Annotated in this window: 15 protein-coding genes; 2 read left to right on the plus strand and 13 right to left on the minus strand. The window is 60.5% G+C overall.

Features of this window, described 5'->3' with window-relative positions; all coding sequences use genetic code 11:
* Nucleotide 1 precedes the first annotated feature (1 nt).
* From IWX85_RS01230 to bfr, 6 genes are all read right to left on the minus strand, one after another.
* The gene (locus IWX85_RS01230) at nt 2-730 is read right to left on the minus strand and encodes a MotA/TolQ/ExbB proton channel family protein (protein WP_196868461.1); all 729 of its coding nucleotides are present in this window, start codon (nt 728-730) and stop codon (nt 2-4) included.
* Nucleotides 731-759: 29 nt separating this feature from the next.
* Nucleotides 760-1,506 (minus strand): energy transducer TonB, encoded by a 747-nt coding sequence (locus tag IWX85_RS01235; protein WP_196868462.1) that lies wholly within the window; start codon nt 1,504-1,506, stop codon nt 760-762.
* 144 nt (nt 1,507-1,650) lie between these two features.
* Complete coding sequence (locus IWX85_RS01240; RefSeq protein WP_036810726.1) at nt 1,651-1,884, minus strand: bacterioferritin-associated ferredoxin; 234 nt, start codon at nt 1,882-1,884, stop codon at nt 1,651-1,653.
* 219 nt (nt 1,885-2,103) lie between these two features.
* Nucleotides 2,104-2,817, minus strand: coding sequence for a Fe2+-dependent dioxygenase (locus IWX85_RS01245; protein WP_196868463.1), 714 nt, complete (start codon nt 2,815-2,817; stop codon nt 2,104-2,106).
* Nucleotides 2,818-2,903: 86 nt separating this feature from the next.
* Nucleotides 2,904-5,192 (minus strand): TonB-dependent siderophore receptor, encoded by a 2,289-nt coding sequence (locus IWX85_RS01250; RefSeq protein WP_196868464.1) that lies wholly within the window; start codon nt 5,190-5,192, stop codon nt 2,904-2,906.
* A gap of 276 nt (nt 5,193-5,468) precedes the next feature.
* A complete protein-coding gene (bfr, locus tag IWX85_RS01255; RefSeq protein ID WP_196868465.1) occupies nt 5,469-5,945 on the minus strand; it encodes a bacterioferritin in 477 nt (158 codons plus the stop codon).
* Between the two features lie 132 nt (nt 5,946-6,077).
* Here bfr and IWX85_RS01260 point away from each other — a divergent pair, with 132 nt between their 5' ends.
* Both IWX85_RS01260 and IWX85_RS01265 read left to right on the plus strand, forming a co-directional pair.
* On the plus strand, nt 6,078-6,449 hold the full coding sequence (locus tag IWX85_RS01260) for an HNH endonuclease signature motif containing protein (protein ID WP_196868466.1): 372 nt from the start codon (nt 6,078-6,080) through the stop codon (nt 6,447-6,449).
* A 19-nt stretch (nt 6,450-6,468) separates the two neighbouring features.
* Nucleotides 6,469-7,818, plus strand: a complete 1,350-nt coding sequence (locus tag IWX85_RS01265) for a DUF3422 family protein (protein ID WP_196868467.1) — start codon at nt 6,469-6,471, stop codon at nt 7,816-7,818.
* A gap of 10 nt (nt 7,819-7,828) precedes the next feature.
* Here IWX85_RS01265 and IWX85_RS01270 read toward each other — a convergent pair whose 3' ends face one another.
* The 7 genes from IWX85_RS01270 to IWX85_RS01300 all read right to left on the minus strand — a co-directional run bounded on the left by IWX85_RS01270 (nt 7,829) and on the right by IWX85_RS01300 (nt 16,335).
* A complete protein-coding gene (locus tag IWX85_RS01270; RefSeq protein ID WP_036810738.1) occupies nt 7,829-9,673 on the minus strand; it encodes an ABC transporter ATP-binding protein in 1,845 nt (614 codons plus the stop codon).
* Nucleotides 9,674-9,712: 39 nt separating this feature from the next.
* A complete protein-coding gene (gene serB, locus IWX85_RS01275) occupies nt 9,713-10,423 on the minus strand; it encodes a phosphoserine phosphatase SerB (protein WP_196868468.1) in 711 nt (236 codons plus the stop codon).
* Nucleotides 10,424-10,481: 58 nt separating this feature from the next.
* Nucleotides 10,482-13,472: a DEAD/DEAH box helicase family protein gene (locus IWX85_RS01280; protein WP_196868469.1), complete on the minus strand. Its 2,991-nt coding sequence runs from the start codon at nt 13,470-13,472 to the stop codon at nt 10,482-10,484.
* Between the two features lie 104 nt (nt 13,473-13,576).
* Nucleotides 13,577-13,978 (minus strand): DUF86 domain-containing protein, encoded by a 402-nt coding sequence (locus IWX85_RS01285; protein WP_196868470.1) that lies wholly within the window; start codon nt 13,976-13,978, stop codon nt 13,577-13,579.
* Entirely contained in the window at nt 13,975-14,265 is a 291-nt protein-coding gene (locus IWX85_RS01290) for a nucleotidyltransferase family protein (RefSeq protein WP_036810747.1), read from the minus strand. The genes IWX85_RS01285 and IWX85_RS01290 overlap by 4 nt, the downstream gene beginning before the upstream one ends.
* Nucleotides 14,266-14,304: 39 nt before the next feature.
* Nucleotides 14,305-16,101 (minus strand): site-specific DNA-methyltransferase, encoded by a 1,797-nt coding sequence (locus tag IWX85_RS01295; protein ID WP_196868471.1) that lies wholly within the window; start codon nt 16,099-16,101, stop codon nt 14,305-14,307.
* Between the two features lie 39 nt (nt 16,102-16,140).
* A complete protein-coding gene (locus IWX85_RS01300) occupies nt 16,141-16,335 on the minus strand; it encodes a hypothetical protein (RefSeq protein WP_196868472.1) in 195 nt (64 codons plus the stop codon).
* Nucleotides 16,336-16,424 lie beyond the last annotated feature (89 nt).

The raw sequence follows: 16,424 nt of genomic DNA on the forward strand, positions 1-16,424 counted from the left end.
TTCAGCTTCCTTTTCGCATTGCCACGACGTTGACGGACGCCGGTCCGCTGACCCGGGCGCCGGTCACGAAATAGGCATGCAGGTCATGGGCAAAGCGGTTGAGCTTGCCGCTGACCGACTTGTTGCCGCGCACCAGGGCGTTGTAACCCAGCACCGCCGGAATGGCGACGGCCAGGCCCAGCGCCGTCATGATCAGGGATTCGCCCACCGGGCCGGCCACCTTGTCGATGCTGGCCTGGCCATTCAGTCCAATTGCCAGCAGCGCATGGTAGATGCCCCAGACCGTGCCGAACAGGCCGACGAAAGGCGCGGTCGAGCCAACCGAGGCCAGCACGGCCAGGCCGGACTGCATCTTGGCGCTGATGTCGTCCATTGAATTGCGCAGGCTGCGCGTGACCCATTCGCTCAGGTCCAAGGCATCGTGCAACTGGGGCTTGGCATTGTCGTCCTTGTGCAGCACGTGGGCCGTGGCCTCTCTGCCCGCGACGGCCAGCAGGCGGAACGGATTGGCGGGATCAGTCCCGAATTTGGCCAGGCCATCGGCAAAGTCGGCGCTGTGCCAGAAGCTTTCGGTTGCCTTGGCAAGACTTGACAGCCGACGCAGGTCCAGAGCCTTCGTGATGATGACCATCCACGACATCAGCGACATGAGCAGCAACAGCACCGCGACGCTTTTGGTGACGATGTCGCCTTGTGACCAGACATGGGCAAGGCCGAATTGGGTTTCCATTTGCGTGCAACTCCAGGGAAGGTAAAAAGTTATTCAAGTACAAAATTGATCGGGACGTTAAACCACATGTCCTCGGCCACACCGCCGCGCTTGCCGGGAACGTAGCGCCATTTAAGGACGGTGTTCAGCGCGGCCTGGTCCAGGCGCTCATAGCCGCTGGACTGGCGAAGCTCGGCCTTTTGCGGCGTGCCGTCGGCGCCAATCAGCACCCGGATCACGACCTTGCCCTGCTCGCCAAGGCGCTTGCTGAGCGCAGGATAAGCGGGCTTGGGGTTTTGCAGGTAATCGGCATTGCTTGACGGCAGCTGGATGGACGGCGATGCCGGTGGACCGCCCGGTGCTGCAGGCCCTGCGGGCGCTTCGGCCACCGGGGCCGGCGTGAACGCGGGCGCCGGGGTCAGGCTGCCCGCAGGGGCATTGGGCGCGGGCGTCGGGTCGGCTGTGACCAGCGGTTGCGCCTGCGGCCGGATGACCGGTTTGGGCACGGTTTTTTTCTGCACCGCAGGCGCAGGCGTTACGGGTCGCTTTGGCAGGGTAGGCGGGGCCGGTGGAGCTGGTGACGCGGGCTCCGGCTGTGGCTGGGGCAACTCGATCAACTCGGCCAGCACCTCGACAGGTACGATCAATTCGGCCATGCGCAACAGCAGGCCGGTTTGCAGTGTCCAGATCAGGCCGACATGCAACGCCACCACAACCAGGGCAATCACCGCATGCCGGCTCAAGCACGATGGCGGCTTGGGCGGATCGTAGGGAAGACCTGAAAAGGTGGCGTTCATGAAAGAAAGAATATTCAAAAAGGGAGCGGAGCAGAGCAGAGCAGCAGAACACCCGTGCGCAACAGGTATTTGGCAGCTTTCAGCGGCGAAAGACCCACCACGCAGAGCCGATCACCAGAATCAGGCTGACAGGAAGGGCGGCGATCACGCTGCCTGAGTGTTCCATGACGGGCCCAGCGCAAGGTCTGCGGCCAGCGAAATGTTGGCACTCGGGCAGGTGGCGCTGCACTGTGACACCAGGTCGCGAGCGCTGCCTTCGCAACGGCCGCACTGCGTGGCCACGCCAAGCTCGAGCTGGATGTCGTCAAAGCCCATGCCGGCATGCGCATGGCGGGCAATTTCTCGGTCAGAGATTCGGCGGCAGACACAGATGATCATAGAGACCCTTGGGGTTGAGGAGTTTAATCAAGCCTGTCGATTATAAATGAGAATGGGTCGCATTTGCAATGGCTTCCTGATCAGGAAAGCTATTTTTGACGAAGAAATGGCTGCTGCGCATGCTGGTCGATAGGTTTGTGCTCTGTATTTGATAGCAATCATCGAAAGTGCATGTGCTTGCTTCAGACAAAAAACGGGTGCTGATCATCAGCCTGCCTGTCAAACGTCGGCCCACATGCGGAGCAGATTGTGGTAGCAGCCGGTCAGCTTGATGACCTCGCTGCTTTCGGCGCTTGTTGGTGCGGACTGCGCCAGGTCTTGGTGGCGCAGCGAGGTGATCGCCATGTCCATGTCATACAGCAGCCGCCGTTGGGCATCGGCGCGAACCATGCTTTCGATCCAGAAAAAGCAGGCCAGCCGCTCGCCGCGCGTGACCGGCTCGACCCGGTGCACCGACGTGCCGGGGTACATGACCAGGTCGCCCGCCTCGAACTTGATGCGCTGCTCGCCGTAGGTGTCCTGAACCACGAGTTCTCCGCCGTCGTAGCTGGCCGGATCGCTCAGGAACAGCGTGCAGGAAATGTCGGTGCGCACATGGCGGGCCGTGGCCGCATGGGTGCGCACCGCGTTGTCGATGTGGTTGCCGAAATGGTGGGTGTCGGCGCCACCGCAGTAGCGGTTGAAAAGCGGTGGATAGACCGACCGGGGCAGGGCGCCCGTCACGAACATCGGGTTGCGGGCCAGCGCCACCCAGACCAGATGACGCGCCTGCAGGGCGGCAGGCAGTTCCTCGGGCAATTGCAGGTTTTTCTTGACGCCGCCGGACTGGCTGCCGGCGGTGATCCGGCCGTCGGCCCAGTCCGCGCCCAGGATCAGCTGGCGGACTTGTGCGAGTTCTTCGGGCGCAAGGACCTGGGGAATGCGAAGCAGCATGGGTAATTCCAAATGGAATCGGACATTGCGGCGTCAAGCCGAAATGTCCGAGGGTTCAAGTGCGCCTGATGGCAGGTGGTGCGTTGTTAGAAACGGCTGGTCAGGGTCAGCCGAACACTGCGTTCGTCGCCCGGCGCGGCAAAGCCCCGGTACAGCGTGTTGTAGTAGACCTTGTCAAACAGGTTGTCGAGGTTGAGTTTCAAGCTGGTGCCCTCGTTGACGCGGTATTCGACCAAGGCGTCGGCCTTGACATAGCCCGGTGCCCGGTTCAGGCTGATCACGCTGTTGGCCGGCTTGTTCTGGCTGACCGCCGTGAAGCCGCCGCCCACGCGCCATTTGTCGCCCCTGCGGTAGGTGGTGAACAGGTTGGCCTGGCGGCTGGGGCTCAGGCCGGGGTTTTTGCCGACTTCGAGCTGGCCGGCGGCGTTCGAGCCGGACTGGTCGATGACGGCGCGCAAGAAGCCGATGCCCGCGAACACATCCCACTGCGGCGTGAGGCGGCCGGCGATTTCAAACTCCAGCACATCGGTATGGCGCTTGCCCGACAGCAGGTAGGAATTGTTGGCCGTGTCAATGTCGGTGTTGCGCTCGTTGTACTTTTCGGTGCGCGCCAGGGCGGTTCGCAGCGACAGGTCGCCGCCATGGAGTTCCCATTTGGCGCCGATTTCCATGTTGCGGCTGCGCTCGGGCGGCGTGTTGGCCGACCTGGGGTCAAACTGGTACAGGTCGCCCGAGGTGTTGAACGAGGTGCCGTAGGCCGCGTAATAGCTGACCTCCTCGGTGGGCTGGTACATCAGGCCCAGCCGCTTGCTCAGCAGCGTGTCGGAGCGCGACAGCGGCGTGTTGTTGGGCGCGGCGTTGCCGGTGCGCTCGTAGTCGCCCTTGAAGTGGTCCAGTCGCAGGCCGCCGACCAGCTTCCAGTCGGGGGCAATCTCGACCGTGTCCTGCACATACAGGCCCAGCGTGGTGGCCTGGAATTCCGTGGCCAGCCGCTTGGTCAGGTTACCGGCGATGCCGGCGCTGCCTGGGTTGCCGACCGTCGTGGGTGGTTTTGCGGAAGCCAGCAGGGGATAGGTCGAGCGGCTGGATTTTTCAAGCGCATATTCGGCCCCGACCAGCAACTGGTTCTTGCGGCCGAACCAGTTCGTTGTGGTCAGGTAGTCGGTTTGCAGGAAGGTGTGGTGTTCTTCGCCCGACTTGGCATTGGTTCGGCGGTTGACAACGGTGGCCGGATTCAAGTTCAGGCTGGTCGTGCCCAGGGCAAAGCTCGATTGCGTCGCCCACATGGCACGCGTGTAGTAGCCGTCGCGCAGGGTGGTTTTCAGGCTGCTGCCGTCAGCCCAGCGGTGTGTGTGGGCCAGCGTCAGTGCGTCGGCCTTGTCGTTCTGGAAGTCGCTGTCCAGGCCGTACCAGTATTGGTTGGTAGGCGAGGGCGCCGGCTTGCCTTCCAGCCACTGGAAACCCCAGTCAGGCTTGTCGTTGTAATGCAGGTGGTAGTAGCTGATCTCAAATTCGTTGGCCGCGCCGATGCCGAACCGGTAGTCCAGCGCCAGGCCCCGGCGATGGGTCGCTGCGCCGGCATTGTCGCCGCGTCCATCGCCGTCAGTCGCCATGGCATTGATGCGCAGGGCCGCATCGCCCTCAAGCTTGAAGTTGAAGTCGCCCTGCAAGCGCTGGTAGTTGTGGCTGCCGATGGTTGCGTTGACCTCGTGCTCGGTGATCAGGCGCGGCTGCTTGCTGACCTGGTTGATGATGCCGCCGGTCGAGCCGCGTCCGAACAGCATCGATGCCGCGCCGCGCAGCACCTCGATGCGTTCGACATTGAACACGTCGCGGTTGTACTGGGCAATGTCGCGCATGCCATCGAGGTAGATGTCGCCCGCCGCACTGAAGCCGCGCAGCCGGATGTTGTCGCCGACCCGCCCGCCTTCGCCAGCTTCAAAGGTGATGCCGACAACGTTTTCGAGTGCGCTCTTGAAGCTGTCCTTGCCCTGGTCGTGAATCAGCTTTTCGTTGACCACCGTCAGCGACTGCGCAATGTCCTTGGCCGGCACCGGCATTTTGCCGACGCTGGTGATGCCGCTCTGGTAGGTTTGCGCCGCACGGTCGCGGGTTCCGGTCACGGTGACAGGCGCCAGGGATTTGCCTTCGACCTGGGCTGCGCCTGTCGTTGCCGTGGCAGGGGCAGGGGTGTCGGGCGTCAGGCTTTGCGCCCAGCCTGAAACGGAAGCGGCCAGCATCAGCGCACCCAGCGGCAGCAGCGCCCGCTCGGACGACGATTTGGCCTGGGCGGTGGATGAGTGGTTCGTGATGCCTTCAGGGCGCGACGTTGCGATGCGCCTGGTGCGCACAGGACGTGCAGAAGGGTGTGCCAAAAGAAGGACTCCAAGCAGGGTCCGGCTGGATCAGCGGCGGACCGGGTTTCATGAAAATGGCTTGGCTGTGCTCGAACCTGTCCCTCTGGGAAGCGAGTTGGCTGGCTTGTGGGTTGAGTACAGATTTTACATCAGATGAGAATGATTCTTAATTGATTTTGGAGTTGAAACGCATCATTTGTCCGGTTTTGATGACTTGAAACAACAAAGGGGCCACGAAGCCCCTTTGTTGTCAGTGCAGCCGCCCTGAATGAAACGGCAGTTGGCGCTACGCCTTCAGCGCAGCTCGCCCATCTGGCTCTGCAGGTAGTTCTGGATGCCAACCTTGCCGGCCAGCTCGATCTGGGTTTCCAGAAAATCGATGTGTTCTTCGGTGTCGTTCAGGATGTCCTGCAGCAAATCGCGCGACACATAGTCGCGAACGATTTCGCAATGCGCCATGCCGTCCTTGACCGTGACCTGCGCGGCCGACTCCAGCTTCAGGTCGCAGTTCAGGACTTCCAGCACATCCTCGCCAATCATCAGCTTGCCCAGATCCTGCAGGTTGGGCAGGGCGTCGAGCATGAACAGCCGGTCCATCAGCCGGTCGGCATGTTTCATCTCACCGATGGATTCTTCGTATTCCTTCTTGGCCAGCTTGTCCAGGCCCCAGTGCTTGTACATGCGGTAATGCAGGAAATACTGGTTGATGGCGGTCAGTTCATTCTTGAGCTGGGCCTGCAGGAAATAAATGACTTGTGCGTCGCCTTTCATGGCAATCCTTTGATATTTTGAAAGGGGCTATTGTCGGCATGCCCGCAGCATCAGGCAACCCAAAGGCCAATTGCAAGACCGCAGTCGGCACTACGGGTCCGGAAAGCGCATTTTTTGCAGGAGAATCCCCGTATGAGCAGTTTGAGACACCTCCGCATCAAGATGTACAGAGCCGTGGCGCGCCAGCTGCATGGCGTCGTCCCGTGCTGGGTTTGCGGTCAGCATGTTTCGCCAGAGGCCGCCACGCTGGAGCACATCCAGGCCCTGTGCGACGGCGGCAACAGCCATGCCGACAACCTTGCCATCAGCCACGAAGTCTGCAACGGCCAGCGCCACGCGACCGGGCTGGTTCCGGTAAGCATCACCTTGCCAGGGCAGGTGCAGCGGCGGCAAACCGGTGCGCCGGCCAGCAGGACCACATGCGTCACGCGCACCCCACCAGTTGGTTCCGGACAGGTTTTCCTGCGCATGCCCGGATGTGCGCAGGCCGAATCCAGCGGTTAAAAAAAAGTAGTATTTATTCATGACCTCCAGCCCGCCTTCCATTTCGCCGTTGCTGTTGACACCGGCCAGCTACCTGCCGCCTGACGACCCGCAACGCAGCGCGTTGCACAACGAGGTGCATGCCCGCCCGCCCGCCCGGGTGCGGCTGCCGGCGCTGATCGTCCAGGTGGCCGTGCTCAATGCCGGTGTCACGCGCGAAGATGAGTGCGCGCATCTGCGCCGGCTGAGCGGCCAGGCGCTGCTGCCGCTGGAGCGCCTGAGCGGCAATTTCCTGCGCCTGCCGTGCGGCCACTTCACCGTGAAATGGGAGCGGCATACCGAATTCACCCGCTATTCCATCGTGCAGGCACTGCCCGACGGCGCACTGCTTGGGGCGTCGGAGCCCGAACTGCTCAGCGGCCTGGCCGTCGCGCCCGAATGGCTGCGCGGCATTCCGGGGCGCACCGTGTCGGCCATCCTGCTGGTGATGGTGGAAGGCGTCCTGGGCGATGCCCCTGCGCTCATGACGCAGGCGCAGGCCTGGTTCGGTGGCCGCTCGGTGATTGCTTCCCAGCTCGGCCACGGGCATTCCTGGGCCGTGACCGACTTCCAGATCGGCGCCGACGGCTTCGAGCGCATGCTGGTGATAGCCGCGCCCGGCACCAGCCAAAGCCGCGCCGGCCGCATTTCACAGCGCCTGCTGGAAGTCGAGATTTACCGGCTGATGGCCTTGCGCGGCCTGCCGGTGGTCAAACAACTCGCGCCCATGCTGTCCGAAGCCGAAAGCGCGTTGGCCGACATCACGGCCCGGCTGGAAGGCAAGTCGGCGTCCGACCAGGAACTGCTTGACACACTGGTGTCGCTGGCCGCGCGGGTCGAGCGCGCCACGGCCGAGCATATCTACCGCTTTTCAGCCACCCGGGCCTACAACACGCTGGTCGGCCAGCGCCTGACCGAACTGCGCGAAAAGCCGATTTCCGGCACCCAGACGCTGAGCGAATTCATGCAGCGCCGGCTCTCGCCCGCCATTGCCACGGTGGCCGCCACCGCGCAGCGCCTGACGTCGCTGTCGGAGCGCATCACGCGCACCAGCGCCTTGCTGCGCACGCGGGTGGACATTGCCACCGAAACGCAAAACCAGATCCTGCTGGAAAAGCTCACGCGCGGGCAGGAGCTGCAACTGCGGCTGCAATCGACGGTGGAAGGCCTGTCGATTGCCGCCATCTCGTATTACGTGATCAGCCTGCTGCTTTACGCCGGCAAGGCCGCCAAGGCGGCGGGCGCGCCGGTGAATCCGGAAATGCTGGCCGGCGCCTTGATTCCGCTGGTGCTGTGGTTTGTCTGGCGCAACATCCGGCGCATTCATGCCAAGCTGCATGGCGGGCATTGACAGCCTGCGACTATTCCTCGTCGGTCTCGTCGGGTAGAAAACCGCCGCTCTGGTGCGCCCACAGCCGCGCGTACACACCGCTCAGGGCGAGCAGTTCACGGTGATTGCCTTCTTCCACGATGCGGCCCTGGTCCAGCACGATCAGCCGGTCCATCGCCGCAATGGTGGACAGGCGGTGGGCAATCGCAATCACGGTCTTGCCTTTCATCAGGGTGTTCAGGCTGGTCTGGATGGCAATTTCCACTTCCGAGTCGAGTGCGCTGGTGGCTTCGTCGAGCAGCAGGATGGGCGCGTCTTTCAGCATCACCCGGGCAATGGCCACGCGCTGGCGCTGGCCGCCCGAAAGCTTCACGCCGCGCTCGCCAACATGCGCATCAAAGCCCGTACGCCCCTGCAAGTCCGTCAAGCCGGCAATGAAACCGTCGGCTTCGGCCTGCTGCGCCGCCAGCCGCATCGCGTCCTCGGTCGCACCGGGCCGGCTGTAGGTGATGTTGTCGCGCACCGAGCGGTGCAGCAGCGACGTGTCTTGCGTGACCATGCCAATGTGGCTGCGCAGGCTGTCTTGCGTCACGTTGGCAATGTTCTGGCCGTCGATCAGAATCCGCCCGGCCTCGACATCATGAAAGCGCAGCAACAGGTTGACCAGTGTGGATTTGCCCGCCCCGGAACGGCCAATCAAGCCGATTTTTTCGCCCGGCTTCACCGTCAGGTTGAGCTTTTCAATCACCCGTGTCCCCTGGCCGTAGCTGAAGCTCACGTCTTCAAAGCGCACTTCACCGTGCGGCACCTTGAGCGCGCTGGCGTGGGCGGCGTCCTCGATCACGCGCGGCCTTGACAGCGTGTTGATGCCGTCCTGCACCGTGCCCACGCTTTCAAACAGGCTGGTCATTTCCCACATGATCCAGTGCGACATGCCCTGCAGCCGGAGCGCCATGGCGGTGGCCGCCGCGACCGCTCCGACGCCGACCTCGCCTGTCTGCCACAACCACAGCGATGTGCCGGCCATGCCGAGAATCAGGCCCATGCTCAGCGCATGGTTGACGACCTCAAACGCACTGACGAGCCGCATCTGGCTGTGGCCGGTGTCCATGAACTCCTGCATCGCCGAGCGGGCAAAGGCCGCTTCGCGGTGGGTGTGGGAAAACAGCTTGACGGTGGTGATGTTGGTGTAGGCGTCGGTGATGCGGCCGGTCATCAGCGAGCGCGCATCGGCCTGCTGCTTGCCGACATGGCCCAGCCGGGGCACAAAGAAAAAGAGCGAGCCGATATACAGCAGCAGCCAGACCAAAAAGGGCAGCACCAGCTTGAGGTCAAAGGCGCCCGCCAGCACCGTCATGGTGGCGACGTAAATCACCATCGCCACCAGCACATCGGCCAGCACAAACAGCGTGTCGCGCACCGCCAGGGCGGTCTGCATGACCTTGGTGGTCAGGCGGCCGGCAAATTCATCCTGGTAGAACGCCATGCTCTGGCCCAGCATCAGGCGGTGGAAATTCCAGCGCAAACGCATTGGCAGGTTGATCGCCAGCGTCTGGTGCTTGATGACGGTTTGCAGGGCCACCACCGCAATGCTGCCAATCACCAGACCGGCCAGTACTTTCAGCGTCGTGCCCTGTTCAATCCACAAACGGGCCGGTGGCGTGCGGCCCAGCCAGTCCACGATGCGCCCCAGCATGGCGAACAGCAAGGCCTCGAAGGCCGCCAGCAGGCCGGACAGCAGCGACATCCCCAAGATGAAGCCGCGTGCGCCCCGGCTGCAGGCCCAGATAAAGGCAATAAAGCCCTTGGGCGGCAGCGCCGGTTCTGCTTCCGGGTAGGAATGCAGCAGGCTTTCGAATTTTTGGAACAGGTTCATGGGAGCAAGGGTCGTTCAGCGCTTGATCAATTCAACGCGTCAGCGAAGCAGCTCCAGCAGCCGGTCCAGCCCGCCTTCGTTGATCGCCACCATCGCCTGCTCGCGCACCTTGGGCTTGGCATGGTAGGCCACCGACAGGCCGGCCGCGCCCATCATCAAGAGGTCGTTGGCGCCGTCGCCCACGGCAATCGCCTGCAGCGGGTTGATGCCCAGTTGCGCGCAGGTGTCCAGCAGCGTGCGGCGCTTTTCCTCGCCATCGCAGATGTCGCCCCAGGGCTGATCCACCAAACGGCCGGTCAGCACACCATGGTCGATTTCCAGTTCATTGGCGCGCAGGTAGTCGATGCCCAGTTCGTCACGCACCCGGTCGGCAAAAAAGGTGAAGCCACCGCTGACCAGCAGCACCTTCAGGCCGGCGGCCTTGCAGGCGTGCACCAGTTCCGCCGCACCCGGGTTGAGCTGGAGCCGCTCGCGGTAAACCGCTTCCATGCTGGCCACGCTCACGCCCTTGAGCAGCGCCACGCGCCGGCGAAGGCTGTCCTTGAAATCGGTGATCTCGCCGCGCATCGCCGCCTCGGTAATCGCCGCGACTTCAGCCTTGCGGCCCACGGCATCGGCAATCTCGTCGATGCATTCGATGTTGATGAGCGTCGAGTCCATGTCAAAGGCAATCAGCTTGAAGTCGCTGAGCTGGAGATCGGGCGTGGCAATCTTCACGATCAGGCCTTGGGAATGTTCGATAGGGTTCATAATTCTGGTTACTATGGTTTTGATAGCTGCTTGCGCATATGGAGCGTGCGCAAAAGACTTATTTCATGCTTGAAATCAACTGCGCAAGGCGTTCGCCATTGATTTTGGTTTCAAAGCGGATTTGCACGCCTTTGTCTTTCAGTTCCGGCAACGCCTGCAGTTCCTTGAAAAACTGCCGGGCGCTGTCAATTTTCCATTTCTCCTTGACCGGAATCTCACTGCGGTCGTCGTAGTCCTTGGTTTCCACGACCAGGTACAGCGCCTGCGGCGTGCCGTCCTGCGTGATGGCATAGCCAAAATCCGGGTTGTATTTGCCCGCCGGCGTGGGAATGTCAATCTTGGGAAGCTTGGCAAACACCGTCACCCGCGTCTGGTTCGATTCGTCTACGGTCACGCGCTCGATCTGGCTGTCCACCGGCATGAAAGCCTCGTCGTACAGCGACCGCGCCTGAATTTCGGCATTGCCTATGGAGTGCGTTTCCACCCCGCACAGCGACACCGGCAGCGTTTCAAGCAGGTTTCCTTTCTTGTCGGTCAGCGACGTTTTAACCCGCACTTCGCGCAGCTCGTATGTCACCTTGTTGACCAGCAATTCGTAAATGCAACCCAGCATCACATCGCGCAGGGCGCTCAAGGCGCGGTTCTCGTTGTGGCGAATCTGCGCAAACTTGTCCGCCGGCATGCGGCTCAAAATATGCGCGACGGTGTGGTAACTCAGCTTGGTCAGGTTGGCCAGTTCGCGCACAAATTCCGACAGCGTATAGACCGACTGCGGCAAGATGAGATAAGGCGTTTCCGTGCTTTTGGCCTGGTGCAGGCTTTGCACTGACTCGGTGCGCGTCACGCTGATAGTCAGCGGCCGCACTTCAAAGTCAGTCGCAATCCGCGTAACGATTTTGTCCGTCAACTGCGCCGCATCCAGTTCATAGCGCAGCACCGCATCGCGGTTCAGGTTTTCCCACAGTTCCCTGAACTTCTGGTAGTTGCCCGTGTTCAGGCGCAGCGTGGGTTTTGCCTTGTCTTCCTTGCGCTTGACCTTTCCATAGCCTTCGTAATAGGTGTCCAGATACGCCTGCATGTTGACCGCGTTCTGGTCTTCAATGCCGTTAATGGTTTTCAGGCGCGCCAGAATTTCATCGCGCCGTGCCAGATAGGCGGTGCGGGCCAAGAGCAAGGTTGCCTGACCCGACACGTCATCCAGCGAAATCACCCCCAGCGCGGCCAATGCATCAAGCACGCGGTTGGCCACGCGGGTGCTGGGCGCCACGCCAAATTCGGCCAGCACCGCATCGTCAAACACCCGCGCCACGCGCTGCACGCTGTGCGCGGCAATCTCGTTTTGAATCGCCTCGACAAAATCCCCTTCGCTGGCGGGCACCACCACCACCAGCTCGTTCACTTCGTCAAACGCCGGGTCGTCGTACTGAACGCGCTCTAACTGCTGGTTCACGGCCAGCCGCAGGCCACGGCCAATTTGCTGCAGTTTGGTGATTTTGGAGTTGCTCGGGGCCAGCTTGCACAACGTGAAAATGTTCGGGTTGTCCCAGCCTTCCTGCAGCGCCCACATTGAAAAGATAAACCGCAAGTCGGTGTCAAACGACAGCAGTTTTTCCTTTTCCTGCAAGATCAGCTTGATGGCTTCTTCTTCGCCTTTTTCGCTGTGCGAGCGGGCAAAGTACCCCTTGTGAACCCGGCCAATGTCAGCTGCGCTGCGTTCCAAATACGCGCGGTAGCCGGGGTCCAGATCGGGTTTTTCCAGCATCTGCGTGAGTTGCGCCCGGTAATGGCGCTCAAAGGCCACACGGATCACCGCTGGCTTGGTGCCGTCCGGCAGGTACTTGGCCACCGAGTCGATAAAGAACAGGCTGAGCGCCTTGATGCCGCGTTTATGCAGTGCTTCCTCGCGCTCGAAGTGGTTTGAAATGCTGCGCTCGATGATCAACGCCTGCATCTGCTCGGCCAGCATGCCGCAGGACGTGGCTTCGCCCAGCGGCAGCGCAAAATCGTTGGTAAAACGCACTTCCTTGGCCGTCACCGCTTCCACCACATGGCCGTCCAGAAAGCCCAGGCCGGTTTTCTCGCCCAAGTTGTCCTTGGCCTTCAGCTGTGCGCTGGCATGCTTGCCCGCCAGCGTCTGGTAGCTTATTTGCGCGGCGCGCTCCTTGGTCGTGCCGCTGCTAGAGACGAAGCACAGCACCTGCGCCATGTCCGCGCCCGTGCCCACCGTGTCCACGGTGATGCCTTTCACCAGCCGCTGGCGAAAGGCGTCCAGGCTGTCCAGCGTGTAGATCAGGTTGTTGTATTTCAGGCCGTCGCTGGCGGCCTTGTCTTTGAAAGTCGCGCCAAATCGAATCGTCAGCAGCGGATTGAACCTGGCCAGGTAGTCCTGCGTCTGCTTGCCCTCGAAACGGTGCGGCTCGTCAATGATGAGCACCGGGCGAATCACCGCCAGCGCTTCCATGAAACTCTTGGCGTGGCCAAACAGGTTGGCTTCCACGCCCCGCTTGTTGAGGACTTTGCTGTCGCCGGCAAACGACTGGTAGGTGGCGACCAGCACCGAAATCCCGGCATTGGCGGCGTGAATGAAGCCCTGCACCGTGCGCGCCGAGTAGTTGTACACGCTGATTTTCTGGCCGTACTGCTTGCCAAAAAATTCCGCCGTGGTTTGCAGGCTTTTCAGCGTGCCCTGACGGATGGCGTTGGACGGCACCAGCACGATGAACTTGGCAAGCTTTTTGTCCTTGTGCAGCCGGTGAATCGTCTCGATGAAGGTAAACGTCTTGCCGGTGCCGGTTTCCATCAGCACATCCAGCCCCAGCGCGGGCGTGGCCGTGCCGGCCACCTGCACCTCACCGGCATGGATATGGTTGCGCTCGCGGATGGCAGCGATGTTGCCACGCAAGACCAGCTCTGCTTCCGCAGGAGCCATGAACGGGTTGCTCTGCGCATTCGTGGGCGCGGCAAAACGCACATCGTTGAAAACGTCGGCAATGCTTTGCACTGCCTGGGTCTGGTGGGCGAGGGTGGTGTACTGGAATTGGGCGGTCATGGGCATTGAGCCAATTTGAGTGTGAAAACGGTGCGTACCGAGTCGTCCAGCTTTTGCCATTCGGCCCAGGTTTTTTTGTGAAATCGCAGCTTTTAAGCTATTAACTACAAGTCATCGAGCTTCACTTCAATCATCGTGCCATCGGCGCGCTCCTGCACCAGCCGGATGTCTTGTACTTGTTTGTACAAGGCGGGCAGATTGCTTGAAATTGTTTTCCACACAATGTCCAGGTCAACACTGAAATAACCGTGCGACACGGCGTTGCGCATTTGATAGGCAAATGACAATGGCAGTGTGGGGTGAGCGGCTGCGAATTCCGGGTAGTCCACCTCAATGTTGTGGCTGGCTTCGCCCATGATCTCGAAGTTGCGAATCACCGCATCTTGGGCCATCTCGTTGTCAAGAAACGCTGCATGCGTCATGTTGGCGGTGTAGCGGTTGATGCGCTCAATCGCTTGCAGCATGTGGCCCAGATAGTCTGAAAGCCGTTGTTTGTCGCGGCTCATATAGGTTGCGCCTCGGCAATCACCAATGCTCGAAATTTTTCAGGCAATGCTTTTGGCGTCAGCACATCGACCTGAACACCCAGCAGCAACAGCAATTCATGGCGAATGGCACCAATGTCAAAGAGCGTTGTTTCGGGTGTGGGGTCAATCAAGATGTCAAGGTCGCTGGCATCCGTATCTTCACCGTATAGAACCGATCCAAAGACACGCGCATTGCAGGCACGATGGCGCAGCACAATGCTGCGAATCGCATTGCGATGGATTGCCAGAGCTTCAGAGGGTTTCATAGAGGTTGTCCAGGTTGGTTGGTGCAGCGATTTTATTTGTCAGCCCCGCAGCCGCAGTTTGTCTTCTGAATACCCCAGCGTCTCGGCCATCGTCTTGATGCCCAGCATGAAGTTGTCGTCGGCAATCCACGGCGCATACACCGTCAGATAGGCGGGCGGCACGGCGTGTTGCTGCAAGGCGCGCAGCGTGTCGGTGAGCACGTCCAGCGGCAAGGCGCGCACAACAAACGCCACGTTGGTGGCCACATACAACTGTTCATCCATCACCGTGCGGATCGGGGTCGTCAGCGGCAAGCCCTCGGCCAGCAGCAGGTTGTACAAAATGCGCGGCAGTTGCGCCGGCTGGGGCGTGGCAATGGACGCTTGCAAGGCCAGCACATCGGCCTGGCTGGCTTGCTGCAGCGGTTTTTGCAGGATGAGCGTATCGGGATCGTCCACCAGATCAAAGACGCGAAAGCCGGTATCGACATGCGCCGCCGGGGCTGAACTGGCTGCGGTGTCGGGCGAAAAACCTTCAAGCTGTGCCGGGAGCAAAGCGAGGGCTTTGGCTTTTTCGGTTTGCTCGGCCTCGATTTTTGCACCGGCGCGGCGCAGGCGTTCGGCGGTGATCTCGAAAATCGTGGCGTCAGGTTTGTCCAGGGTTTCGGTGACGAAGGTGTGGGCTTCTTTTTGTGCCTTGGGGTCAATCGGCTGGGGAATCTGGACGAGGATGAACTGGCGCTTGCCGCCGTCTTCAGCGTTCAGGCGCATCACGGCTTCGCCGGTGGAGCCGCTGCCTGCGAAGAAGTCCAGACAAATATCGTCAGTTCCACTAAGCCAATCGGCAAAGTCACGAATCATTTGAACTGGCTTTGGTGTGTCAAAAACATTAGCGCCCAATAATGACATTAGATAACTGGATTGTTCACTGACCAATCCGTAGGGAGGAAGGATTGTCGGTGGGGTAACTTTCGACCGCTCTTTCAAACACTTTATTTTCCCCGTGGGGCTGAAATAGAACTCAACAACCTTTTGGTTTTTGGAATCTAAAACTTCTTCTCCAGCGAAGAAGCTCTCCATTTGTTTTCTCTGCGTCCAGCCTGCCGACAAAGTAACTTCCTCAGCAGTTTTTCCGTTGATGGCGAGCAAGCGACCTTTGATGACCGTGACCTTCTCAGCGTCTCCAAAAGTGCCGCTGAACTCAGTGCCATCTGGCGCACCAAACCTGACACCAGCAGGAAAAGAAAAATCACTTGCTGGATTGGCCTTGGATACTTTTTTCATTGCTCCTGCGTCAATAAACCCTTCCCCGCCCGAGATATTTTCATGAGCCTCTATGTCCTCGCCATACAAAAAGACGTGCTCATGGTATTTTTTGAAAAGACCTTGTTGCTGTGAATGCTGTTTATTCCAAATCAAAGTGCAGACAAAATTCTCCTGCCCAAACACCTCATCGCACAGCAGCTTCAACTGCGCCTGCTCGTTGTCGTCAATCGAGATAAAAATCACGCCGTCGTCGCGCAACAAGTCCTTGGCCAGCAGCAGGCGCGGGTACATGAACGACAGCCAGCCGCTGTGCGTGCGGGCACCGTAGATGTTCTTGATGTAGTCGATGTTGTCCGCCGTGTAGCCCAGTTGCGCCAGCACCTCGCTTTGTTTGGCAGAAAAGTCGTCGCGGTAAATGAAGGCGTCGCTCTGCGTGTTGTAGGGCGGGTCAATGTAGATCAGCTTGACCTTGCCGAAGTAGCTCTGGCGCAGCAGCCGCAGCGCGTCCAGGTTGTCGCCCTTGATGAGCAGGTTGCCGGTGGTGTCCCAATGCTTGCTGTCGTCTGGCAGGGGGCTGAGTATTTTTTTCACCTTCTCAAAAGCGCTGTGATACGCCTCGCGCTTGCCAACCTAGCGCAGCTCGTAGCCGTCTTCTTCCACCTGAATCCCCGCCGGATTGGTCGGGTCAAGGGCAAGTTGCAGCGCACTGGCGTTGATTCGGATGCGCCCTTGCGCGTCGGTTTCCACGGCGTGCGGAAAATGCTCGCGCAGTAGCTCCAGCTTGCGCTGGTCAGGGGTCGGGGCGTTCAGGATGGTTGTGGACATGGGATTAGTTACTACGATTTTGATAGCTGGTGGCGCAAGGCTGGCGTGCGCTAAAGGCTTATTTAATATAAATCTCAGGCTGTAAAGCC

Source organism: Polaromonas sp. CG_9.11, assembly GCF_015752225.1.
Taxonomy (GTDB): domain Bacteria; phylum Pseudomonadota; class Gammaproteobacteria; order Burkholderiales; family Burkholderiaceae_C; genus Polaromonas.